This is a genomic window from Nitrosospira sp. Nsp2 (assembly GCF_003050965.1).
Classification (GTDB): Bacteria; Pseudomonadota; Gammaproteobacteria; order Burkholderiales; family Nitrosomonadaceae; genus Nitrosospira.
Window position 1 is genome coordinate 251,582 of sequence record NZ_QAOU01000002.1, and the last position, 24,051, is coordinate 275,632.

Annotated in this window: 22 protein-coding genes; 15 read left to right on the forward strand and 7 right to left on the reverse strand. The window is 57.2% G+C overall.

Annotated features, from left to right (window positions below; genetic code table 11):
* The first annotated feature begins 237 nt into the window (after nucleotides 1-237).
* Both C8R31_RS05295 and C8R31_RS05300 read left to right on the forward strand, forming a co-directional pair.
* Nucleotides 238-687: a KGG domain-containing protein gene (locus C8R31_RS05295; protein ID WP_107693021.1), complete on the forward strand. Its 450-nt coding sequence runs from the start codon at nucleotides 238-240 to the stop codon at nucleotides 685-687.
* A gap of 255 nt (nucleotides 688-942) precedes the next feature.
* Nucleotides 943-1,323 (forward strand): hypothetical protein, encoded by a 381-nt coding sequence (locus C8R31_RS05300; RefSeq protein WP_107693022.1) that lies wholly within the window; start codon nucleotides 943-945, stop codon nucleotides 1,321-1,323.
* Between the two features lie 330 nt (nucleotides 1,324-1,653).
* Here C8R31_RS05300 and C8R31_RS05305 read toward each other — a convergent pair whose 3' ends face one another.
* Nucleotides 1,654-2,910, reverse strand: coding sequence for a glycosyltransferase (locus C8R31_RS05305; protein ID WP_107693023.1), 1,257 nt, complete (start codon nucleotides 2,908-2,910; stop codon nucleotides 1,654-1,656).
* A gap of 155 nt (nucleotides 2,911-3,065) precedes the next feature.
* Nucleotides 3,066-3,560, reverse strand: coding sequence for a hemerythrin domain-containing protein (locus tag C8R31_RS05310; protein WP_107693024.1), 495 nt, complete (start codon nucleotides 3,558-3,560; stop codon nucleotides 3,066-3,068).
* 715 nt (nucleotides 3,561-4,275) lie between these two features.
* Between C8R31_RS05310 and C8R31_RS05320 the strand changes: the two genes are divergently transcribed.
* From C8R31_RS05320 to C8R31_RS05340, 5 genes are all read left to right on the forward strand, one after another.
* Nucleotides 4,276-6,528 carry a family 1 glycosylhydrolase gene (locus C8R31_RS05320; RefSeq protein WP_107693026.1) on the forward strand — a complete coding sequence of 751 codons (2,253 nt, stop codon included), beginning with the start codon at nucleotides 4,276-4,278 and terminating at the stop codon, nucleotides 6,526-6,528.
* Between the two features lie 158 nt (nucleotides 6,529-6,686).
* On the forward strand, nucleotides 6,687-8,516 hold the full coding sequence (locus tag C8R31_RS05325; protein ID WP_107693027.1) for an ABC transporter ATP-binding protein: 1,830 nt from the start codon (nucleotides 6,687-6,689) through the stop codon (nucleotides 8,514-8,516).
* A 443-nt stretch (nucleotides 8,517-8,959) separates the two neighbouring features.
* Nucleotides 8,960-9,445, forward strand: coding sequence for a hypothetical protein (locus C8R31_RS05330; RefSeq protein WP_107693028.1), 486 nt, complete (start codon nucleotides 8,960-8,962; stop codon nucleotides 9,443-9,445).
* Between the two features lie 251 nt (nucleotides 9,446-9,696).
* Nucleotides 9,697-10,854 (forward strand): hypothetical protein, encoded by a 1,158-nt coding sequence (locus tag C8R31_RS05335; protein WP_107693029.1) that lies wholly within the window; start codon nucleotides 9,697-9,699, stop codon nucleotides 10,852-10,854.
* A 51-nt stretch (nucleotides 10,855-10,905) separates the two neighbouring features.
* Nucleotides 10,906-11,640: a ferritin-like domain-containing protein gene (locus tag C8R31_RS05340; protein WP_107693030.1), complete on the forward strand. Its 735-nt coding sequence runs from the start codon at nucleotides 10,906-10,908 to the stop codon at nucleotides 11,638-11,640.
* A 326-nt stretch (nucleotides 11,641-11,966) separates the two neighbouring features.
* Here C8R31_RS05340 and C8R31_RS05345 read toward each other — a convergent pair whose 3' ends face one another.
* Nucleotides 11,967-12,485 carry a DUF4142 domain-containing protein gene (locus C8R31_RS05345; RefSeq protein ID WP_107693031.1) on the reverse strand — a complete coding sequence of 173 codons (519 nt, stop codon included), beginning with the start codon at nucleotides 12,483-12,485 and terminating at the stop codon, nucleotides 11,967-11,969.
* A gap of 268 nt (nucleotides 12,486-12,753) precedes the next feature.
* On the opposite strand from C8R31_RS05345, the gene C8R31_RS05350 reads away from it, so the two are divergent.
* Nucleotides 12,754-13,035, forward strand: coding sequence for a hypothetical protein (locus C8R31_RS05350; protein WP_107693032.1), 282 nt, complete (start codon nucleotides 12,754-12,756; stop codon nucleotides 13,033-13,035).
* A 310-nt stretch (nucleotides 13,036-13,345) separates the two neighbouring features.
* On the opposite strand, the gene C8R31_RS05355 is transcribed toward C8R31_RS05350, so the two are convergent.
* Nucleotides 13,346-14,167, reverse strand: a complete 822-nt coding sequence (locus C8R31_RS05355; RefSeq protein ID WP_146164558.1) for a hypothetical protein — start codon at nucleotides 14,165-14,167, stop codon at nucleotides 13,346-13,348.
* A gap of 86 nt (nucleotides 14,168-14,253) precedes the next feature.
* Between C8R31_RS05355 and C8R31_RS15820 the strand changes: the two genes are divergently transcribed.
* The 3 genes from C8R31_RS15820 to C8R31_RS05370 all read left to right on the forward strand — a co-directional run bounded on the left by C8R31_RS15820 (nucleotide 14,254) and on the right by C8R31_RS05370 (nucleotide 18,153).
* Nucleotides 14,254-14,532, forward strand: a complete 279-nt coding sequence (locus C8R31_RS15820) for a hypothetical protein (RefSeq protein ID WP_146164559.1) — start codon at nucleotides 14,254-14,256, stop codon at nucleotides 14,530-14,532.
* Nucleotides 14,533-14,926: 394 nt separating this feature from the next.
* Nucleotides 14,927-15,301, forward strand: a complete 375-nt coding sequence (locus C8R31_RS05365) for a BON domain-containing protein (RefSeq protein WP_258192559.1) — start codon at nucleotides 14,927-14,929, stop codon at nucleotides 15,299-15,301.
* A gap of 500 nt (nucleotides 15,302-15,801) precedes the next feature.
* Nucleotides 15,802-18,153 (forward strand): ATP-binding protein, encoded by a 2,352-nt coding sequence (locus C8R31_RS05370; RefSeq protein WP_181320446.1) that lies wholly within the window; start codon nucleotides 15,802-15,804, stop codon nucleotides 18,151-18,153.
* A 165-nt stretch (nucleotides 18,154-18,318) separates the two neighbouring features.
* Here C8R31_RS05370 and C8R31_RS05375 read toward each other — a convergent pair whose 3' ends face one another.
* The 3 genes from C8R31_RS05375 to C8R31_RS05385 form a co-directional block, all read right to left on the reverse strand.
* The gene (locus C8R31_RS05375; protein WP_107693036.1) at nucleotides 18,319-19,875 is read right to left on the reverse strand and encodes a phospholipase D family protein; all 1,557 of its coding nucleotides are present in this window, start codon (nucleotides 19,873-19,875) and stop codon (nucleotides 18,319-18,321) included.
* Between the two features lie 181 nt (nucleotides 19,876-20,056).
* The gene (locus C8R31_RS05380; RefSeq protein ID WP_107693037.1) at nucleotides 20,057-21,340 is read right to left on the reverse strand and encodes an NAD(P)/FAD-dependent oxidoreductase; all 1,284 of its coding nucleotides are present in this window, start codon (nucleotides 21,338-21,340) and stop codon (nucleotides 20,057-20,059) included.
* A 287-nt stretch (nucleotides 21,341-21,627) separates the two neighbouring features.
* Nucleotides 21,628-22,032: a DoxX family protein gene (locus C8R31_RS05385; protein WP_107693038.1), complete on the reverse strand. Its 405-nt coding sequence runs from the start codon at nucleotides 22,030-22,032 to the stop codon at nucleotides 21,628-21,630.
* A 138-nt stretch (nucleotides 22,033-22,170) separates the two neighbouring features.
* Here C8R31_RS05385 and C8R31_RS16480 point away from each other — a divergent pair, with 138 nt between their 5' ends.
* From C8R31_RS16480 to C8R31_RS05405, 4 genes are all read left to right on the forward strand, one after another.
* Complete coding sequence (locus C8R31_RS16480) at nucleotides 22,171-22,497, forward strand: hypothetical protein (RefSeq protein ID WP_258192560.1); 327 nt, start codon at nucleotides 22,171-22,173, stop codon at nucleotides 22,495-22,497.
* Nucleotides 22,481-22,813, forward strand: coding sequence for an NADPH-dependent FMN reductase (locus C8R31_RS05395; protein ID WP_258192561.1), 333 nt, complete (start codon nucleotides 22,481-22,483; stop codon nucleotides 22,811-22,813). The genes C8R31_RS16480 and C8R31_RS05395 overlap by 17 nt, the downstream gene beginning before the upstream one ends.
* 86 nt (nucleotides 22,814-22,899) lie before the next feature.
* A complete protein-coding gene (locus C8R31_RS05400) occupies nucleotides 22,900-23,352 on the forward strand; it encodes a hemerythrin domain-containing protein (protein WP_107693040.1) in 453 nt (150 codons plus the stop codon).
* Nucleotides 23,353-23,358: 6 nt separating this feature from the next.
* A complete protein-coding gene (locus tag C8R31_RS05405) occupies nucleotides 23,359-23,976 on the forward strand; it encodes a hypothetical protein (protein ID WP_107693041.1) in 618 nt (205 codons plus the stop codon).
* The last annotated feature ends 75 nt before the right edge of the window (nucleotides 23,977-24,051 follow it).

The window sequence follows — 24,051 nt, forward strand, 5'->3', positions numbered from 1 at the left end:
CCGATGTCATGCCGCCGCCATTATGCCTGACGACCTGTTCCCGCTTCATGTCGGACAGGGCCTGTCGGCATGTGTGCTGGCGAACAGAGCAAAGCTATTTGACCCTTTAGGATGAATTATTCTCCGTCTTTAGATGGCTGAGATAAGGCCCCCGAAAATTTCATATGAGACCGCTCATATCGCCCGATCTATATAAAGTAAAGGGAGTTCATTGAGTGTTGAATGAGGAGATTTATCATGGCTTCAGACAAAGATAAAGATCAAGGAAAAAGCGCCGCTAACGGCAACAGCGGTACAAGCAAGCGCGGCTTTGCTTCAATGGATGATGAAAAGCAGCGCGAGATAGCCAGCAAGGGAGGCAAAGCCGCTCATGAGAAGGGCACCGCGCATGAGTTCACCTCTGAAGAAGCCCGGGAAGCTGGCAGAGCCGCCCATGCGAAAGGCAACGCTCATGAGTTCGATTCCGAAGAGGCTCGCGAAGCCGGCCGCAAGGGCGGCAAGGCGGCTCATGAAAGGGGCACGGCGCATGAGTTCAATTCGGACGAAGCTCGCGAAGCGGGCCGTAAGGGCGGCGAGGCGTCCCGTGAAAACAGGAGCGGCAGTTCCGACAGCCAGGCGCCTTCCTCACGCGGAGGCTCATCCGCGCAGCATGCCAGGACCAGCCGCCAGAGCCCGAAAAACGGTTGAGGAACCTCTGAACGCGGCCTCGCGGGGTTGGCTACCGCAAAGCGAATAAATAGAAGCGTTGCTGTAAATTGTTCACGCGGCCGGGGCGGTGTCTGATGATCGCGAATCGCTGGGTAGCCTTCCTCGACAGCCCATTCCTCGTGCCGTCGCCTGGTGCTTTACGCTTTTTCTTTGTGCGTAAACGTACGGAACGGCAGCGTGATCTGAGTAGGATAAGACGTACAGCAATTTCGCTGGACTTACTGGAGACAGATCATGAAGCACAGTTTTCTTCTCAAAAATACGGCACGAATTGCAACACTGGCAAGTGTTATCGTTTTCGGCTTCAGCGGCGCAGCGTACGCGGCGGGCGCGGGAGACCAAACCGGGCAAGGTGGTGACATGTCCGGGCATGGGGGGCCTGTAGACCGCTCGCAGGCGGGGCAATCCGGTCAAGGCGGATCGTCGTCGATGCAGGGTGGCCAAGGACAAAGACAGGGGCAGGGGCAGGGTGGTATGCGCTCGGGCCAAGGCTCATCAGGGCAGGGCTCAGGTTCCTCCACGCAACAAGGCTCCGGCTCTTCCGGGCAGTCGGGTTCCACGGGTCAGGGCTCCGGCTCATCCGGGCAATCCGGGGGATCTGGCGGAGGATATTAAGGAAGCAGGGAAAAAGCCCCACGGGGGGCGCGGGCAGGGTTCACGGGATGAGATGCGCCAAAGGCGACGGCGCGAATGGCTAATCCAATCGGTGATCCTAGCCAGGATCCTGACAAAGGCAGACATTCCCGGGGCCGGAACCGTTCGGCCGTTCGGCCATTCCGGTTACGGCGCAATTCAGCGCTCTCCCCGCCCCCCGCCCGGGCCCGCGTCGAGCCGTATACCAGGCCGGTATCTACGGATCGCCGTTAACATGCTGCCCTGCTGCCGATTCAGGTGCCGAGCGTGCGTTGCCTTCGTTGCCCTCAGGGGAGCAGTACGAGCAGTACATCACGTCCCGCGGTTATCCTGTCCGTCTACCGGTTTGCGTCCCGCCTTTAAAATCATGCGTTTGACATTGGGGGGAGGCAATCGCGCTTCATCGTCCGCGATTTCCGCTGCCGCGCCCTCACTAGATGTTTCGATCTGCCCACTCGCTTTGCGGGCAGCCCTTTCGGTTTCCACCTCCGTGAACAGGCGACGCATTTGCTCCGCGGTATCCTCCCAGGAACTGGTCGCTATGAGCCTGCGCATTGCCTCGATTTTCCCGGTTCGTTGCCCGGGCGTCGCGTTAAGCGCGCTCTCGCACGCCGCAATAAACTCGTTCGCGTCGGCGGCAATGGAGACGGCTTCCCCATAAAGTTCGATGACGTCCGCAATATCGGTGCTGATGATGGGCAGTTCCGCAGCCATATATTCCAGGGTCTTGGTTGGACTGATGAATCGGGTGGACTGGTTGCGCGCAAACGGGAGCAGGCATACATCCCAGCCGGCGAGAAACCTCGGCAGGTCATCGTAGGGTTGCTGACCTAGATAATGTATGTTCGGCCGTCGCGGAAGATCCGCCTCATCGATTTTAACCACTGGCCCGACGAGGATTATCTGCCAATCGGGGTGCGCGTCGGCAAGCACGGCGAGCAGCGCCATATCGAGGCGTTCATCGATTACACCGTAGTATCCCAGGCGAGGCCGGGGAATGGCCGCATGTGCGGGATGGCTCTTGGAGCGGTCCCGTGCGTGAGCAAAGTGGGCAACATCCACGCTGCTGGGGAAGCAGTGAACGTTATGATGCCGCTCGCGCTTTGCCCTGAAGAGGCTTGGCCCCCCCGTGAACACGATATCCGCTTCCTTGAACAACGCATTTTCCCGCTGCAGCAGTTGCTTGGGCGAGTTTTTGAATGCGGCCAACTCGTCCATGCAATCGTAAACCACAAGGCCCGGGCTTAACTCGTCCATTAACGGTAACGCCATCGGCGTGTAAAACCAGACCATATGGTCCGGGTAGTCGATTCCCAACTGGCGCGCCAATGGCTGCAAATAGGGCAACTGGTCGTCGTGGAAACCATGAGTTTCCACAGGTGTGTGCGGTGTCCAGACAATCACATTGGGATGGGGCTCGGAAATCGCCGCCAGATGCTTTTTGGGGTGAAATACGGGTTCTTCGAAGAAAAGAATCCGGTAATGCGCCGCGAGGCGCGAGAGCAGATGCTGAGGGCGCTGATGGACAAAATTCCATCGCAGGTGCGACATGACGATAATATTTTGCATACTATCTCCGGGGCATATGCATGAGCCTCTCTGTGAGACATATGCGGCAAATCATAACAGTACGCCTGGGCGGGCCGGCACCAAAGGGTCGGGCTCCGCTCCAGGCGGTAAACGGCAACAGGTTAAAGAGGATTGAGCCTTCGTGTTGAAAGGCGTTATTCCTCCATCAACTCCTCTTTTCGCTGCGCCATTTCGGCTCCAATTTCTTCAAGATCTACCTTGGCTTTTTCGACCTTGGGGAATATCTCGTTCTGTTCCTCTTCGACGTGATGATTAACATACTCGCCCAGTACCTTAACGGTCGCGTCGAACATGGGATCAGACGCGCCCATGGATTGGATCTGCGCGATCAGATCCTTGGCTGAGTTATGCTCGACCATGGCTTCGTTCATCAGGTCATCATCGTCGATGGCCTCTCGAGCAGCGGGGTAGAAGATTTCTTCTTCCAGTTGCGCATGGATGGTCAGCTCCTTGCAAATTTGCGCCGCCAGCTCTTCCTTGCCTGCTTCCTCGTTCTTTTTGCTCAGCTTCTCGAATTCCTTGAACATTTTTTTGACCTTGGCGTGGTCCGCGGTCAGCAATTTGATCGCATCATTTTTGGTACGGCGTGTAGTGGTTTTTGCAGTAGAGGTGCCTTGCGTTGTAGGCATGATAGTTCTCCGTTGATTATGGTTGGTTATACAGTCGGCTGTATGTAATGTGGCCGATTGCCAATGCGTAACGAATTCATGACAGGCATGTATCCGATGAGCTGAAGGATACGCAGGGCCAGCTGAACCTTCTGTTCGCCAGACCACACTCGCGTCAATTCGGAGTGTGTGCCCTGAACACGCGCTCCAGGCGCCTCGAAAACGCGACTTTTTGCGCCCTTTCCGCGTTACAGAAGGGGGAGGAGGGAAGGCTGCGCCTTGATTTCGATTTCGACGCCTGAATGTATGATGGCGAACAGAGCGATGCCGGTTTGCCGTTTAGGATGCGGTTGAATTTCGGCTTTCGATGGTTCTTTTATGGCCTCCTCAGCTCAGGTCGCAGATTGGGCCAGTTTCGGGCCCAATGGGACAGTGCAGGGAAACAAGCTTATGAAAGTCAACGCCTCATCCGAGGACCGGTGTCAATGCCGGCGGACTGAATGCCGGATGGGGCACGCGCCTGGGCTGCGGACCAGCATGGCGGCAAATCCCATCCGGGAAACCCCCTTCCTTTGATTAAGGACTGCAAGCGGTTGTAGCCCGGCCTGTAGACGGACCTTATAGCGATGCGAACGATACCGGATACTGCGCCACACTGCGCCCTTCAAACGTTCCATGCTCACCCCATGTTTCACTTCGTAACGGGTATCCAAAAATCATCCATGCTGGACTCGATATGAAACAAGCGAAAAAACCCGCGCGCGGGGAAGAACTGGCGCTATGGGGCGGACTCGAATGCACCGTGAACCGGGTGGCCGACGAATACTTCAGCCAGCTCGCGCGCAACGGACACCTCGAGCGCCTGTGCGATCTGGAGCGGTTCGCCAGCCTTGGCATCCGCGCGATCCGCTACCCGGTGCTATGGGAGCATATGGCGCCCGATGGAGTCGATCAAATCAACTGGCAATGGTCCGACGCGCGCTTGCCCGAATTGCAGGCCCGGGGCATTATGCCAATCGTGGGCCTGGTGCACCACGGCAGCGGCCCGAAGTACACCAGCCTGACCGATCCGAATTTCCCCGAACAGCTGGCTGCCTTTGCCGCGGCAGTGGCGCGGCGGTATCCCTGGGTGGAGTATTACACGCCGGTGAATGAACCGCTCACAACGGCCCGCTTCAGCGGACTGTATGGATTGTGGTATCCCCATGGTCGAGACGATGCGGTCTTTATCGAGGCGTTGTTGAACCAGTGCCGCGCAGTGGTGTTATCCATGCGCGAGATTCGCCGGGTGACCCCCCAGGCAAAACTGGTGCAGACCGACGACCTGGGCAAGACCTACAGTACCGCGCGACTGTCCGACGTGGCGGAATTCTATAATGCACGCCGCTGGCTGGGGTGGGATCTCCTGTGCGGAGCAGTAGGGGTGGCGCATCCGTTATGGGAGTATCTGACCAGCACGGGCATCCCTGCGTCGCGGCTGCTCTGGTTCAAGGACAACCCGTGCGTGCCCGATATTATCGGCATCAACTATTACGTCACCAGCGAGCGGTGGCTGGATAACCGCCTCGAACGCTATCCCGGTCACCATGTTACTGATTATCGCGGCCATCGCTTTGTCGATATCGAGCCCGCGCGCGTGCTCGCGACGCCGACACCAGGGGTCGGGCCGCTGCTTGAAGAAGCCTGGGGCCGGTACCGGGTGCCGCTCGCGGTTACCGAGGCGCACATCGACGCGCGCCGCGAGGATCAGATGCGCTGGCTGGTTGAAATCTGGGAGGCGGCAAGGAAGGCAAGGCAGCAGGGCGTTGACGTGCGCGCGGTCACGGTATGGGCGCTGCTGGGTTCATATGACTGGAACTGTCTCGTTACGCAATGCAGAGGGTATTACGAGCCCGGTCCTTTCGATGTGCGGTCGGGCAAGCCCCGACCCACGGCTGTCGCCGCCCTTATGCGCGACCTCGCGGCAGGACGTCCGTTATCTCACCCGGTGTTGAAAGGGCAGGGATGGTGGCGCCGCCCGGGCCGCCTCACCTGCGCGCCGGTGGCTACGGGCACCGCTGTTGCTTCCCTGTATCCCGAGCACCATCAGGCAACCGATGAGAGCGTGCAGCCGATTCTCATCACAGGCGCAAGCGGCACATTGGGGAGGGCGTTTGCGAAAATCTGCGAGGAGCGGAACCTCACCTACAAGCTGTTGAGCCGCCAGGAACTGGATATTGCAGTCCAGGACTCCGTGGATTTGGCCGTGTCGCGCTACCAGCCGTGGGCAATCATCAACGCCAGCGGCTACGTGCAGGTGGACAATGCCGAGCATGAATTCGAACGTTGCTTCCGCGAGAATGTGCTGGGGCCCGCGGTTCTTGCCGGCGTTTGCAAGATGCGAGGCATCCAGCTGCTGACGTACTCCAGCGATCTCGTATTCGACGGGGGTCAGCGCTTCCCTTACCTGGAGAGCCACACCGTCAAGCCATTGAATAACTATGGAAGGAGCAAGGCCGAGGCGGAACGCAGGGTCCGGGAAACCTGCCCCGACGCGCTGGTGGTGCGCTCCAGCGCATTTTTCGGGCCATGGGACAATTACAATTTCATTACCCTCGCCTTGAAAGCGCTGGCGGACGGCCAACCATTTCCTGTCTCGACAGACATCACCATTTCACCCACCTATGTGCCAGACCTGGTGCATGCCAGCCTGGATCTGCTTATCGACCGGGCAGCGGGAATCTGGCACTTGACTAACGCGCATGCGCTCACCTGGGCAGAGCTTGCCGCCATGGCTGCCGAAAAAGCGGGCATCGACAACGCCGGCCTGGTTGCGCGCGCCAGTCATGAGCTTGGCTATGCCGCGGCTCGTCCCGCCTACAGCGCGCTCTCCAGCGAGCGGGGCATTATTCTGCCGACGCTCGACAACGCCCTGGACCGTTATTTGGCGTCCAGACGGCAAGAAATGGCGATGGAGTCAACGGAGAAAGCCACCGGCATGCGTAAATAAGCACCACGCCGGTGCCGTGGCCGGCAGGCACGGCTGTCGCGCGACTGCCAGGAGTTCTTACACACGACGCTATATATATCAGGGACCGCAATCAGCGACCGGAAAACATTCACAGGCGGTCGCCAGTTCGACTTTAACCCAATCAAAAAGGCAACGTTATGTTCGCATTCTTTGAACAGCTTGTACGACCCACCGATGTACCCGTCAAGCCGCCGCCTTCAGGCTTGCTGGCTTTCTACTGGCACTTTGTCAGCCAGACCAAGGGTCTTTATGCCGCCTTGTTTGCGACTGGCCTGGCAGTCGCACTGATCGATACCCTGGTCCCGGTATTCATCGGCCACTTCGTGCAGATCATGGAGGCGTCCGCGCGGCCAGAGGCATTGCACGATGCTATTCCCATGCTGATCGGCATGTCGCTGCTGGTACTGATCGGCAGGCCCCTGGCAGTCCTGATAGACAGCTTCATTCGCCATAACGCGGTGGTGCCGGGCGTGACCAGCCTGATCCGCTGGCAGAGCCACTGGCATGTCGTCCGGCAGAGTTGGACGCTGTTTCAGAACGACTTCGCGGGGCGCATCGCAAACCGGGTAATGAACACGAGCGACGCGGTTCGGGAATGCGTCGTATCGAGTATCCATGCGGTCTGGTATATCGCGGTCTACGGTGCCTCGGCATTATTCCTGATGGGCTCTGCCGATTGGCGGTTGGCGATTCCCACCGCGTTATGGTTCATTTCGTACATATTTTTCCTTCACTACTTCGTACCCCGCATGCGTGACCTGTCCAGGCACAGCAGTGAACGAAGCTCGATACTGATGGGTCGGGTGGTGGACAGCTATACGAATATCCTTACCGTCAAGCTGTTCTCGCGCGCGACCGATGAAGACGCGTATGTGCGCGAAGCAATCGAGGATCACACTGGCGCAATAGCGGCGCACATGCGTCTGATAACCAAATTCACCACCACATTGGCGTTGCTGAACGCGCTTTTATTGGTGGGCACCTCCTCCATCGGACTGCTGTTGTGGTCCCAGGGAGTGCTTGAAGCGGGGATCGTGGCGATGGCAGTTCCGCTGGCCTGGACGATAGCAAATACGGCCGGATGGGTCAGTTGGGAGATGAACCGAGCCTTCGAAAACATCGGCGTGGTGCAGGACGGCATGGAAACCATCGCCGTAGTGAACACGATGCCCGATCGCCCGGCGGCACGTAATTTGGACGTGAGTACAGTCCATGGCGAAATCAGGTTCGAAAGGCTGACCTTCACTTATGGCCGCAGCGATGGCCGCAAGGTACTGGATAGCCTCAACTGCACCATCCGCCCGGGCGAACGCGTTGGATTGGTCGGAAGCTCCGGCGCCGGAAAATCGACGCTCATCAATCTGTTGCTGCGCTTTTACGAGATCGAGGCTGGGGGTATCCGGATTGATGGCCTGGATATCCGGGAATTGACACAGGACAGCTTGCGTCGCGCGATCGGGGTCGTGGCTCAGGATACCTCGTTGCTGCACCGTTCCATCGCGGAAAACATTGCTTATGGCAGTACCGGGGCGACGCCGGCGCAGATTGCGGCGGCCGCCCGGCGCGCGCAGGCGCACGACTTCATCGTGAGCCAACGGGACTGGAAAGGACGGATCGGCTACGATGCGCACGTGGGCGAGAGAGGGGTGAAGCTCAGCGCAGGGCAAAGGCAGCGCATCGCAATTGCCCGCGTTGTGCTGAAGAATGCCCCCATTCTGTTGCTCGACGAGGCTACCTCGGCGCTCGACAGTGAAGTGGAACTTGCGATTCAGGATCAGTTGCTCGGATTGATGGAGGGCAAGACGGTCATCGCTATCGCGCACCGCCTTTCGACCATTGCCTGCCTTGACCGGCTGCTGGTGCTGAACGACGGACGCATCGTGGAACAGGGCACCCATGAGGAGCTTCTGCAGCTTAACGGCCAATATGCCATGCTCTGGCGCCACCAGTCCGGCGGATTCCTGTGATTCCGCCTGATTCAATGCCAGTGGTGTCCGCCCTGCGTGCGCAATCAACGGCTGTTCTAGTCCCCTGATTCCCCTGGGTCTTCGTCCCCTGGGTCTTGGCGCCAGCTTTCTGCTGAAGTCGGCGCGTTGGCATCCATAAATGCGCGCCATCGTCTCAAGAAGCCTGAGCAACAAAATCTACTCTTCTGTCATTAATCGTCATTATTCTTTACGCATATCCACGCCCCGCCATCTTAGCGCCAAAAAAAACAAGACCCGATTTTCCGTCGCATTGAGGGGAACGTACGCTGGCGAACAGAGCTAAACGCTTTCGGGGACTAGCATGACATCCCTCGCCGCATGCAGTTTCTTTTTTCTAAAATAGGGCCTCGTCATATACGAATTGCCCTTTAGTAAAATGACGCGGCTCCAGATATCTTCGATGACTAAAACAGGAGGAGCAGATGAAAGATATAGCGGTATCCATAAAAACTTGCGCCGTCGTGGTTGCTGCCGCAAGCCTCGCCTTTGGAAGTCTGGCTCACGCGGCAGGAGGATCGGACAAGGACGAAGGCAAGAGGACGTTGAGCCGTGAGACAACACATGGGAATGAAAGTACCCTCGGCACCACCGAACCCGGTACTTCCGGAAGCGGCGCATCACAAGGTTCCGGCAATAAAAGCAAGCCGCAAGGGGGCGCCCTAGGGGGGTCCTCGACCGATAAATTCAGCAACACGGATACCGGTGGCGGCGGAAGCGGTTCTGGTGCACCGTTGCAGGGCGGTGTTACAACCAACAAGCAGGGGACTTCCGGTGGAGCCAACAGCGCAGGTGGAATGCGCGGCACGGTTGGCAAGGACGCCGGGGCGGGACCCCATTCGGGATCTGGCACCGGCAGCGGTTCCGGTAGCGGCAGTGGTTCCAGCAGTGGTTCGGGTACGGGCAGATGAAATCGCGGTTTCCCTAAGTATTCCCTCAGGTTTCATCAGTTCCTATCAGCTTCCATCAGCTTCCATGGGGCAGGCAAAGGAATACCACGGCCTGTCCCACGCTAGAAAGAGCACTTGGCAATAATCCGATTCAATAGCAAAAACACCACTAAAGACGAGAATGGACCTGGATTGTAACGGACGGTCCATCCACACTCACTCTTCATCGTCTCCTCTCAATACAACCCCCCATACTTCCGTAGGAGGAAAAAATGGCGCTTAACTTACTTCAAGACAAAGGCATTTCACTTGACAGGCAGCGGTTCACCTGGAAGGAACTGATACAACCCCCCATCAGCAAGCTGGATGACGACGCTTTCACTCGCGTCCGCGTTATCCTGATGAACGGCATAGAGATGGAAGCGCTGCGTTTCTCGCATTCGTGCGCGCGCATGAATAACGACTTGAGGCTGCCGCTGGCAAAGGTCCGGCGGGTAGAGCACCACCAGGCTTCAATGGTGAATAACCTGCTCGGCGCCGATCACTCGACACTCGAGACGACCATAGGCTATGAACAGGTTGCAATCGAGGTTACGGCGGTTGTGGCCCAGAACGAGCCTGACGAGTACCTGGCCCAGCTTTATCGCTTCGGCATGCTGGAGGATTTTGACCATCTCTACCGCTATACCGCGCTGCTTGACCGGCTGGAAGGCAAGGACGCCAACAATATCCTTCAATCCTATACGGACATCGTGCCGGGACGGCCGACTTCAGTGGAACATCGCGCGCCCGCGGACGACTTGCGCGAACACTACAACCGGACTCAGGCGGCATTTATTTCAAAGCTGCACGCACTTACGATTCTGTCCAGCGAACAGCAAACCCACAATTTCTACATGAACGTGGGGCCGCTGTACGCGGACCCGGTCGCGCGCCAGCTGTACGCGGAAATAGCATCGATAGAGGAACAGCACGTAACGCAATACGAGTCGATGATCGATCCGAACGAGACCTGGCTGGAGAAATGGCTGCTGCATGAGGCAACCGAGGTTTATAACTATTACGGCTGCGTGCAGCAGGAGTCCGACCCGCATGTGAAGGCGATCTGGGAACGCTGCCTCGACTATGAGCTGGGACATCTGGAGCTTGTACGCGAACTATTCAAGAAGTACGAGCGCCGCGACCCGGCGGAAGTTCTTCCCGCGGAACTGCCCGAGCCTATCAACTATGCCAGCCAGCGCGAGTTTGTGCGTAAAGTGCTCAGTGAGGAAGTTGACTTACGCGCCCGCGGGACCCAGATCGTTGACAAAAGCCAGGAGGGCCGCGAGTCGCAGGAATACCGCGAGCATATGAACTCTTCGGGCTCGCCATCGGAAATCGTCGCGGCCGGCTACCAATGGTCGCCTGGCGCGGAACTTGTCCGCTCGTGATCCATAGGTTCCGGGTGGACCCCCTTTTAGACACAATTCAGGAGATCAATCATGGAAAGAAGTACAGATGTGGGACTCAATCGCACCGGCGTCGATATGTCGCCGATCGATACGAAGGAAATGCTCGCGCTGAGCCGCGCCACACCTGCGTCATCCGGCGGGGACGAAACGTCAATGGCTGCAGTGCGCAGGGAATATAACGCTGAAGCGGAAGATCTAGGCTCCATTCCGCCGCCGGGGACCCTCAAAGGTGTCGCCAGCACGGCAATGCAGAAACTGACGGGCAAGAACCCTGAAGCCTTTATTGACAAACTTGGTTGTCGGCTTGCCTTCGAACGTACTGGTGTCCGGCTTTATGACGCACTGATCGCCAAGTGTTCAACCGCGCCCGGGGCTGATATCCAGGTCCCGCTCGATACCTTATGGACCTTTCGCAACCAGGAGTTACAGCACTTCAAGCTCGTCGAGGCTGCCATACGTTCGATCGGCGCTGACCCCACCGCGCAGACGCCTTCCGCGGACGTCGATGGAGTGGCGTCGATGGGCCTGATTCAAGTACTGACCGATCCCCGGACGTCGGTGGCGCAATGCCTGGAGGCTATTCTTATCGCGGAACTGGCGGATAACGATGCATGGCAGATGCTCATCCTTTTGGCTGAAAAAATGGGGATGAACGATATGGCGCGTGATTTCAGGGTCGCACTCAACGAGGAGGACAACCACCTCATGCATGTCCGCCAATGGTACAAGCAGCTAGTACTTGAGGACGCTTCGCTCGCTTCTTAGGGAGGCTTGCCATCAGGTGCAATCGAGGGCGACCGGCGGCAAGGGAAGGCCGGTCGCTCATCGCGTCGTATTTTCTGCGTCTTGCAGCTCCTATTAGCGCGTATAACCGCGCGTAAAATCGCATATGGCAGCGCAGGGTGCGGCGCCAGTTGCCTGCCGGGTTTCCGCAGAAATGTCTTCCGCGGAAAGGGCTTACTGAGGGGTTTAATAAGAGGCTGGCGGTGGAGGAATGTCACGCCGGAATCAACGCCACATTCCTCTCTCATTTCGCACATGGCGCAGATAAAGCCCGAGCGGGACTTTACCCCGGCTTGCTTCAGGTCCCGTTAGCGCTTATCGCCAGATGAGCCCTGGATTTTTTGGGCATGCTCCAGATGGGAGACAAGCGCCGGGCGCACCTTGACGAGAAGGGCCTTCAGCTCTTCATTCTTGACGTTTGGCACCAGCTTGGTATCAGCCACGTCGATGACCTGTTGGTGGAGCTTGATTTCTGCGTCGATATAGGCTTTGTCGAATTCTTTTCCGCTCAGGTTCTTCAGTTTGTCGAGGTTCTTTTTGCCGTCGGCTTTCAGGCTCTTGCTGATGGGATTATCCTCGGGCGTCACCTTAAGTTTGGTTACCAGGTCCGTCGCCTGTTTATTCACGTCGGTGTGCTCGCCGATCATGCGGTGGGCGAAGGCGTGAACATCTTCATTCGATGCTTTCTTTTTCGCGAGCTCCCCATTTTCAATATCAACCTGATTGGCGGTCACTACAATGTGGGCGATTTGCGCATCATTGAGCTCGCCGGCCATGGCAAATGCCGGAAACATCAGGGTCGCTGCAAACACGAGTACTTTTTTCATTTTTAATCTCCTTATTGATGATGAGACGCGCCGCGATAAGCGGCGTAATATGCCGGGCGCTTATCTTGATAACTTGATAACAGCTCCGGCCCGGCAATGATGAGCCGTTAGTTGGGCAGTTTCTGTACGCTAGCATACAAAACTACCCTTAGTTAAAACAGGGTCTTAGCTCCGGCCTGTGCGCTACCGCACCGAACCAGGGACCATGGCGCGCGAGAATGCGAACAGGCGCTATTGCCGAATAATATTATGTATGCAGGAGCCATTAATGGACAATTCCTCGGACAGACAGGCGGATGAATTGAAGGATGACGAACCGGCGGATCAGCCCGCCGAGCAGCAAGTGGACCAGGCAACGGATGAATCGAGTGAAGGCGTACCCGTCAGCGAAGAGACTCACGGGAACAGAGTGGGAGAGAAGATAGAGAATCGCGCGTCCAAGAAACAGGAAACGCGCGAGGAAGCAAAGTCCGTCAGCGGCACCGAGCCGCATCATGATCCCAGAAATGAGAGCCCGGACTCGGGCCCGGCGCCGCTTGACCGGTATTGATATAAACGGAAGGGGCGGGTGCCGCCCTGGGGTATTGCCCCTCGGTATCGCCCTTCAGCCAGCGGGTCCGGATGGCGGCTAACGGCGGAAGGCCCGCGCAGCCGATAACGCGGCTGACAGGTGTAGTTGGAGGGCGCCCGGGGGCGCCGCGGATGCGGGTCCCCACATCTCTTTTCTATAAATCGAGGTCCACCCCCAACGCAGCATGATCCGATGCGGATACGTCCGGCCCCGTGACGGTCGGGAATTGGGTAATGGGTTGAGCACCTTCTTTTACAGCAATGCCTCGATCCCATGTATCCCACGCCGCTCAAAACCATAACCCGTAATCTTCGGCCGAAGCGCTTCGGATACGAAGATATAGTCCAGCTGAGTCAATTTCGGCCGCCCGGCTCCGGCATCCTCGTAATAATGGGTATAACGCTGTTGATCGGTAGAGTCGGGTCGATGACGGGTGCAAACCATTTTTCTGCAAGAGGGGATGCAGCGAACCGAAGGCGCTGCTGGTATCCTCGTTCATATCTCCCATGACAACAGCGTATTGACGGGCCAGGTCGTAGCGATCGACAGTCGAGGCGACTGCGCGGGCTTGCTCCAGTCGTTTTGCGGCCGATTCCTCCGCCGCCCCCATCTGGCTCTTGAAGTGATTGCAGAGCACGTGGATGCGCGTGTTCTCGTCGCGGTCAATTGCAAGCTCCAGGCAGTGACGGCTGAAGACACGGCGGTTCGTTCCCGGCACCAGATTGAAGACATGCGTGATGAGGTTTGTCATGTGGTAGCGGGTGAGGCAGCCAATATCGATTCCGCGCGGGTCATTGGGACTGTCAATGGCGATATATTCGCCGTACGACGTGGCGGCGACACTGCGGTTGAAAACGCGCAGCACCTCCATGCCTTCGACTTCGATTGCGCAAAAAATGTCCGCGTTGACAAAGTTCACTACCAGCGCGGTATTCATGCGTTGCTGGTCGCTGAAATCCTCGAAGCGGGATAGGATCAGCCCGCTCCAGCTGCTGCGGCCTTTGGCTTGCCGGTTGATGCGGAAACCGGTGCGGCCTGTATGTCTATCCTCGCGCCGGAACGGTCCGGAATCCCCCAGCAATCTCCACTTACCAGTGAATAGGATTGACAATCATTCTCATTAGCGTTACTGTATTTGCGGGACTGTAGCGGATAGTGTTGCTGAAGCTAAAATTAATTGGGATAAGGGGAACAAACTTGATACAGAATCGGGGAAAATCAAACGAGAAACCGCCGGTCAGCTTGCTGCTGGCTGTACTATCATGGCTTACTACCCGATCCCGTCCAAGCGCGGCGCGGACCGATGCCGACCGGGTAACCCGGACGGCGATCGCTCATCATTTCCAGCTTCTTGTTCTGCATCCGGCGTCGGACAGCATCGATATCGAAGCGGGCATCTACATGGCTGAGCGGGCGGGAGTGGATGCGAGCGATCTGCTTGCGCGTTTCGCGGGTATTACCGGCCGGCTCCACTAAACCCTGGTCAACCTTTTGCCAGCGTGCCACCAATTTCCATGCCGGGATCAGCCAGACCCCACCGTCACTTTCATGCCACCGGCCCTTCAAAGCCTCACGTCGCGCGCGTGAGGACTTACTGACAGGCTCCTTAGTAATCGCCACCGGTTTGCGCTTCATGGACGCGGAACCACTCAGTTCCTGCAGCGACGGAAAGGGCGGAGGCCTTATCTTCGTGCCGGAACGCCTGCCTGCCTCTGTCCCGGCCATTCCACCTCCCCGACAACGCTCAACCCTCAACCCTTTTGCCTGCCCAATTACTGCTGGCCTCGACCCTGCGTTCGCTAGCGTACAGACATGAAACGCTAACAGCACGAGTATGACTCTACCATTCTATTCTTAAAAAGGAGAAGTCATGAAAATATCGAAATCCCTCCCGTCATTCGCGGTAGTTCTGATGGCTGCAGTGCTGGCGGGTCCTATTTCTGGTTGTGCCACCAAGTCGGAGCGCTCTACCGATCGTTCTTCAGAGCGTTCTTCCGAGCGTCCCTCGGGCGTAGGTGAATATGTAAGTGATTCGGTCATTACGACCAAAATAAAATCAAAGCTGGCAACGGCAGATGATGTCAGCGCGGTCCATATCAAGGTGGATACAGACAAGAACGGCGTGGTGGTGCTGAGCGGCACCGCTAAAAGCAAGGCTGAAGCGGATAAAGCGCATGCGATAGCCCATTCCGTGGAAGGCGTCACCAAGGTTATCAACAATATCAGGATCAAGAAGGAAGACTAACTCCGGACCGGGGTGCAGTCCGTCGCGAACAATTGAGCGGCGGCCAGGTGTTGCTGCGCCCCTCCTGACTTTCCGCCCCACGGCGCCATGGACATATACGTCCATGACGTGCCAAGGCGGAATCCCCCATATGTCCCCCATATCTCCCGCACCCGATCAACCAATGCGAGCGGCGCGGCTTTTTGCCTGAAGCGTGCCCGTGACCCAATGGAACGGCAGCCGGCACATCCGTTTCCCGCCCCGGGTCTTGCCAGTTGATGCATTTGCTGTTCAGGGAACCTGATCCAACGCTCATCCCCTCATCTCTGCAACGCCCTTTTCGCGCCCCCCGGCCGACGCGGTACGTGCGGCCATGGGCAAAAGAGGACCGCGCGCGCGGGACGGACCATTAAGCGCTCATGCACGCCCGCAATTTTGCCTGTAACAGAACCGCAATTTTGCCTTGTACACAGGACAAAAGCCCTGCACAATATGGGGATATTCGGCCAGGAGTCGTAACAATGTCCGACGAAAATTCCATGACAGGGCGCGGAGCCACGCTCGACAGAGTTCCGGGTATCGAGGTGTTGTCCCGGCGCATTTCGCGTGCCGAAGATTTTCGGGGCGAAAACCGCGCGCTCACCATTCTCGCGCATGAGCTTGCGAATAATCCGCGTAATCTGTTGCACAAGTTGGCAGAGCTCGCATGCGAGCTCTGCCGGGCTGATTCGGTCGGCGTCAGTATTTTTGAATATGATGGCACTTGCCGGGGGCATGTTTGCGCCGGGCTTGTGGCGCAATACCTGGATGGCACGAAAAACCATCTCCACAACTCATGCGGAATCATGGCCGTTCATGACGCCCCCGTTCTGTTACAGCACCCTGCCAGCCTGTTCCCTCGTTCTCTCGATATTCAGCCACCGGTCGTGGAAGCGCTGCTGGTGCCATTTTTTGACGAGGAACAACCCGCAGGCACGATATGGGGGACGGTGCATTCGGGAGGGCGGGCATTTGATACGGAAGACCTCCGCTTGATGACAAGCCTCTCAAATTTTGCCTCGGCTGGGCACCGGCTCAGGCATTCCATGGATGAGGGCACCAACGTACGCAATGTTCTTGAAAGGCATATGGAACAACGCACGCAAGCGTTGTCATTGGCAAACAGCACGCTTCAATATCAGATATCAGAACGCGAGAGGATCGATGCGACATTGCGGAAAACGCAGAAACAGCTCGAGGCCGAGGTTGCCGCCCTGAACCGGTTGCATGAGCTCAGCACCAGTCTTTTAACGATCCCCGACCTGCCCTCCGCGTTGACTGAAATATTGCAGGCGGCCACCGAATTGCACCAGGCCGACATGGGATACATCCGCTTGTACGATCCGGAAAGAAAAGTCCTTTCGATTGAGGTGCATCAGGGTTTTGACGACGAATTCATCGACCGCTTCAAGACGGTCGATGGCAGCGACGATTCGCCCTGCGCCCGCGCGCTTCGCACAAGGCGTCGGGTGATGGTTGAAGATATTCACGCTGAGGAGCAATCCGCCATTGACTTGCACGCAGCGGAGCTGGGCCAATACCGCGCCATTCAAACCACGCCTTTATACAGCCGCGAGGGAAAGCCGCTGGGCGTCCTGTCCATCCATTTCCGGTTTCCTCATGCGGCAGCGGAACAGCGATCAGGGATACTTGACCTGTTCGCGCGACAAGCGGCCGATTTGATCGAAAGTCTGCGCATCACCGAGCAGCTCAGGGATGCCGACCGGCGCAAGGATGAGTTCATTGCCACGCTTTCGCATGAATTGCGCAATCCGTTGGCGGCAATCGACAGTTCAGCCACGCTTCTGGAGTACGCGCATCTCGACAGCGCCAAGCGCGATTGGGCTCTCCAGGTGGTTCGGCGGCAGTGCAGGACCATGAAGATCCTGCTGGATGACCTTCTCGATGTTTCGCGCTTCACCCTGGGCCGGGTAACGCTGCAAAAACAGAATATCGCCTTGACTGTGCTTATCGACTCCGCCATCGAAACGACACAATCTCTTATGGATGAAGCCAGCCATACCTTATCGGTCACGAAGCCGCCGCCGTCGCTGATGGTTCACGGCGACCCGATCCGGCTGACTCAGGTTTTCTCCAATTTGTTATCCAATGCGGCAAAGTATACCGATCCGGGCGGCAAGATCACCCTCGACGTGCAGTCAACCCCCGCAGGCGTAACGGTAAGTGTCGAGGATAATGGCATTGGCATCGAGCCAACGTGCCTGGAGGAAATTTTTGGCATGTTTTCTCAGGCGAAGGGCAAACGCCATGCGCTGGCCGGGGGACTGGGTATCGGGCTCGCGCTGGTGCGAGCCATCGCGGAACTGCATGGCGGTCGGGTTTATGCCACCAGCCAGGGCATTGGTCAGGGCAGCGCCTTTCATGTCCATTTGCCTGTGGCGCAACCGGAGATCGGGCGGGGCGTGCCGCAGACGGCGCGGACGTCGCCGTCAGATCCGGAACCTCCAGCAAAAAAAGGATGCCGTATCCTTGTGGCTGACGATAACGAGGCGGCGGCAATGGCTGTTTCCATGCTCCTGCAGCGTGACGGCCACGAGATCCTGATAGTGAATGACGGCGCCTCCGCTGTACAGGAGGCCGAGCGATTTCAGCCGCACATTGCTCTGCTCGATATCGGGATGCCGCATCTATCGGGCTATGAAGTCGCGCGCCAGATCCGCGCCGCTCCATGGGGATCGGCCATACGCCTGATCGCGGCTACCGGATGGGGCCAGGAAAAGGACAAGAAACTGGCGGAGGAGGCAGGTTTCGATGCCCACCTCACCAAGCCCATCAATTTCAAGGACCTGCTGGCCCTGATCGCAGATCAATAAGCTTGTGTTGCCAGACCCCGCGTCCAACCAGACCTGCAGTGAGACGTCTGTTATTTCCCTTGGGTAAAACGGTCGTTGGGTTAGCCATCCAGACCAACGCGATAACCCCGGGACACACCGCAATCGGATCACGCCGCGCTAATTAGGACCCGCAATAGCCAATCCTCATAACATCCAGTCTATGGGCAGCAGCGAAATAATCCAGACCCGTGCGCGTTGCCAGAAAGTTGTGCCCGGTTCGACATCGTGCCGCACCTGCTCTCCGTCCCTGCGCTCGACCCAATAAAGCTGCCCGGTATCGGACAGACCAACCTCGTAAGTCTTGCCCGGAATATTGTCACGGAATGCATCTGCGATTAGCTGTGCCAGCGTAGGGCTATTGATGACAAATCCCATTTCCGTGTTAATGGCTGCAGAACGCTGATCGAAGTTGAAGGAGCCCACGAAAACGCGCGAGCGATCCACCGCGAAGGTTTTTGCATGCAGGCCCGAAAAAGAACTGCCGATTGATCCGGCGCCATGAGATTCCGGGAGGGTGGGTGACAGATGCCGGGATTCGTAGAGCCTTACACCCGCCTTGAGGAGGGGTTTGCGCCACTTTGCGTATCCCGAATGGACGAGCGTTACATCGGTGGCCTCCAGCGAGTTGGTGAGTATCCGGATTTGAACACCCTGTTCCGCCAATGCTACAAATGAAGCGACGCCGGCCGCGGCGGGCACGAAATAGGGCGAAATGAGATCAACTTCAGTCGCGGGTTTGCCAATAATCTGTTTCAGCTTGTGTCGCAGCAGGGCTTCCGGCGCCGCCTTACCCAGGCCCTTTGCCGGATCGTCGCTGGTGATCTGCATCGTGACCCACTCAAGGGGCAGCTGGCCTTCGAGCAGTTTGTGCATCAATGGAGAATCGCGTACGGCGCTTATATATGCCAAGGTCGCGGGATCATTTTTGACGCGTGAGGTAGCAGCGGCAAGTTCGGCGATTGAATCGGAAGCAACCGGGGAAACGATACGATCGAGCGGATAGGACGATTCGCTGGTCCAATAACGATCAAAAGTATTTGACACGTCATGAACGACCGGCCCCGCGGCCATGATATCGAGATCCGCAAACAGTTGGCCGCCGGCGGCGCCGAAATACTGATCCCCAATATTGCGTCCACCCACGATGGTGACCTGATTATCGGCAGTGAACGACTTATTGTGCATCCGGCGGTTTGCCCGGGCGAAGTCGAAAATGTACGTAAGTAGGCGCGCTCTCCGTGTGACGAAGGGATTGAACAGCCGAACTTCGATATTCGGGTGGGCGTCGAGCTCGGCGAGGATTGTGTCGAGTCCCGATGCGTTGGCGTCATCCAGCAGCAACCGCACGCGAACACCACGCTCTGCCGCCTCGTAGAGACCATTGAACAGCAAGGTTCCGGTCGTATCTTTATGCCAGACGTAATACTGGACATCGAGAGAGCGCTCGGCAGCACGCATCAGTAGCGCTCGTGCGGCAAAGGCATCGAGGGCGTGCCGAAGCGGATAGATGCCGGAATAACCGGGATTGGCAGCCACTCGCGGAATAACCGCCTTCCCAAGCTGGCTATCGGCGGTATCCCGAAAGGCAACGGAAGTGGTGCGGTTTTCCTGGGACGGTAAAAGCGCGCATCCGCTCAGGCTCGCACCCAGGCAGAGAATAAGAACGGGAAGCAAAACGGAAAGCCGCTTATGCCTGCTCATCGCAGGAGCCGGTTCCGGGAACCCGCTTAACCAGCTGGACACCCAGCCTGCCGACCAGCCTGATGCATTTCTCGATTCATTGCGGCGCCTGCATGGATGTCGGGTCTGAAAAGCCAATTCAGGTATTCCGGATTTGTGTAGCATCTTCGTGCTTCCGCGTTATTAAACCAGCATTCAATGATCATTCATTCTCCTTGCCGTGCTGATGCGGGCGCGGCCTGATAATCATTCTCAAGGATTGGTCCCTGGTGAAAAAAGCCACTGCCCAGTTGGCTACTGTCATGAACCGATTGCGATAGGTGATCAGGGAAAAAAGATGCACGAACAGCCACGTCACCCACGCGACGAACCCCTGAAAATGCACCGCGGGTTTTGGAAGGTCCGCTACGGCCTTGTTTCTTCCGATAATGGCCAGCGATCCTTTGTCGTGGTATGCAAACGGCGTCAATGGCTGGTCATGGAGCATCGCGATAAGATTTGCGGCCAGATTTTCGCCTTGCTGAAGCGCTACTTGCGCCAATTGCGGATGCCCATGCGGAAAATTTCTGTCGGAGGTCAGCAGACACGTGTCACCTATAGCATAGATGTTCCGGGTTCCAACGACCTTGTTATATTCATCCGTCAGCAAGCGATTACCCCATCCATAACTTTCTTTGGGCATTCCCTCGAATACTCTCGAGGTCACGCCAGCGGTCCAGAACAGGATTTTTGTCTCAATGGTTGTTCCGTCCGCAAAGACTACCATATCGTTTACATAATCTTTTACCTGGGTGTTCAGACGTACTTCAACCCCCATTTTTCGCAGCATGGCATAGGCGTATTTTTGCGATTTTTCGCTCATTGCGCTCAATAGCGTGGATGAGCCATCAACCAGATAGATTCGCGGCTGAAGACCAATCAACTCCGGATAATCCCTGTGCAGGATAGTGTTTCGCATCTCCGCCAGCATCCCCGCAATTTCCACGCCGGTGGGTCCCCCGCCGGCGATCACAACCGAAAACAGCTTTTTTTTCTTTGTTTCGTCCAGATCAATAGTTGCTTCTTCCATTTTTTGAAGCATGTAATTTCGTATTTCTATCGCGTCGTCCACCGTCTTCATCGGCAGCGCCGCCCGACGGATATTTTCCATGCCGAAATAATTGGTCTCGGTGCCTGTGGCGAGCACAAGATAATCATAGGACAGCTCTCCGGTGGACAGAAGCACCTTGTGGTCTTCGGGCATCACCTTTTGCAGCTTGCCCAACCGGAAGCGAATGTTCTCCTTGCCATGGAATAACTTCCGGAACGGATACGTAATATTGGAGGCATCCAGGAAGCCGGTGGCTACCTGATACAGGAGAGGAGGAAAAAGATGGTAGTTGTGGAGATCGACCAGCGTGACATGAAAATGCCCTGCCTCGGCCAAATGCTTGACCAGGTTCAATCCCGCGAAACCGCCTCCAATAATTACAATTTCTGTTTTCATTGTTCAGGTATAAGCGGGGTAGCTCCTGTGGCTTTGACTGCCGGGCCGGGCGCGGGTTCGGACAGTGAGCTGTACTCATTACAGGTAGAGTCCACCGAACTGCGCCCAGCGCTATGTCTCAGCTTCCGCCACCCGTTGGCTGTCCAGTGCATTGCACAGAGATCAGGTTCGGCGGCATAGGGATGAGTAATATTGGGACGAGTAACGCGTATGCCACGGTTTCGCCAAGCTCAAGTTACAGGCCAATCGCAGCGGGGGGGAATGCGTGGAATCGTTTACGCTGCAGGTCAGTCTGGTTTCACGGCCAGGCGACCGCTGCCGAGGAATACGATCGCAAGTCCGGATAAAAGGAAAAAGGCCTGCAGTTCCAGTGTCCAGCCACCCGTGTTCGTCAGCGCGAATAGCTGGGACCGGTGAGCCAATCCAAGCGCAAATAACATGTTGCCGGCAATGAACAGGCCGCCAATACGCGAGTAGACGCCCAGAATAACCATCACTGCCCCGACGACCTCGCCAAGATAAACTCCGTACGCCAGGAACGACGGCAGGTTGGAGGATACGAGCATTTTTCTGATGGAATCAAGAGACCCGGAATTTAGGACCTTATGTACGCCATGAAACAGTATCAGGACGCCCACCATGAGGCGTACGATCAATTTTCCCAGGTCATCATAGCGAGACAATTTAAGCATGGTGTGACTCCCCTCGATTCAACAAAACGTTATATTGCTGCCGCCGGCCATTATCCTGGCAGACTTCTGTTTCGGCTGAAGCATCACGATGTTGCGGTTTTGGGCCATGACGAATCCAGGGCTCATCTTGATTCAGAAATGTCATCGCCTCATACTAACCCAAACATGATGAGCATGCTGTGCGATACGAATAGCGACGTTCCTGGTCGACTTCCCCCGGCCACCGATCAGCAGCGGTTCCACGCGCGTCCATTCATCCATCTCATCGGTCCAAGGGTAGACAGGCGGGATGCATCGGAGGCCATGTGCTTCATTTTCAGCCGGTCACCGCGTATGGAAGGATTACGAATGGTGCCGCTTAAGCTGCCCATCATCATTTTCGGCGCGCGTCCTATGCCGAGCCGGAACGTCCGATTCTGCAGCATTATCGCCGCGAACATACGAAGCGTTGGCGGCAAGCGTTGACGCGGCGGACGCGTATGTGTTCGTTACCCCCGGGTACAATTTTAGGCCGCCGCCATCGCTGCTGAACGCGCTGAAATACGTGTACAAAGAAGTGGAACTACAAGCCCTGGTCATTGTCAGTTATGGTGGCGTTTCAGGTGGCGTGCATTCCGCACTGGTGGAAGAGATCACGCTGACCACGCTAAAGATGATGCCCATGGTCGAGACCGTGAGCGAGCAGAATATTGCCAGGTGCATCCATGCGAACAACAATCTTGTGCCGACTGGGCATCACCTGCATGGGGCGGAATCGCTATTGAACGAGTCATATAAATGAAATGGGCGCTGGCGCTGAAAACGACGAAGCAATGAGCAATTTGTGTCCGGGCATCTGCATGACAATTTCTTCCGCTTCCCACTGATATGCCGCGCCTCGGGGCTTTGCTTGAGTTGTCACGTGACCATCATAGCGCGCTGGTAATGGGGCGCGACGCCAGGCGCGCGGCTGCTGCTAATGACAGTGCCGTCTGGTTGGAGACCATTGCCCGCGTGGAAGAGTACTGGCGCCGCAACATGTCCGCGCACTTCGTTGAGGAGGAACGGCTGATAGAACTTGCCGGGGAGAAGCTCGACGCAGATGCGGTGGCGCGCGTTCTTTCCGATCATGCCGAACTGCGAATACTGGCTGCGGGACCTTGTTCGCTTGAGCCGCGGGCGCGGCTGAGGCGCTTCGGCGAACTCCTCAGCGCGCATGTGCGCTATGAGGAACGCGTATTTTTTCCACAGCTTGAACCGCATGCTTGCACCGCAAGCGCAACTTCAACAGACCCGCTGAGCCCGAACCCGGCTTACCCTCATACAATTCCAGAAAGGTGACATCTCATGAAATTCCCCGACTTCTATGAACTTGCTCCCGTCATACCTACGCGTGATCCGTTTGCGGAGATGCTGGGCGCGGCGCAAGATGGGATGCTGGAGTACAGCTACGTGGATGCCGTGCGTCTGGCGGGGCATTCCTGTCCGACCGTGGCGGGCGCCTTCCTGATGGGTCGCGCCGCCCTGGCCGCGCTATATCCGGAAGAACCTGCTGAAAGAGGAGCGATTGCCGTGCACATGCCCGCGCCCGAACACGAGGGCACCACCGGTGTCATGGCGCAGGTGCTGACTTTGCTCACGGGCGCGGCCGCGGATAACGGTTTTCACGGGATCCAGGGACGATTCAGGCGCAAGGGCTTACTCAGCTTTGCCGAGCAGCGTGAAGGCGAGGCAATCATCTTCAAGCGCCTCGATACGGGCACGGCAGTGGCGGTGGAACTCGACGTTTCGCTGGTGCCGGGCGATCCGGCACAGGGTGGACGTCTGATGGCTATCCTGCAAGACCGCGCGGACGCTTCACAGCGCGGCGCATTCGCCGACGCGTGGCAGGCGCGCGTCCGACGGTTGCTGCTGGAGTTTGCAGATGACCCGAGGGTATTTCGCGTCACACCTGTGGCGACGTGACGGCACGGCGCTTACACACTTCGACTTCGCGCCAAGCGCCAAGGTGAGGCGCGAAGATCAAGCGCCAGGGACAAG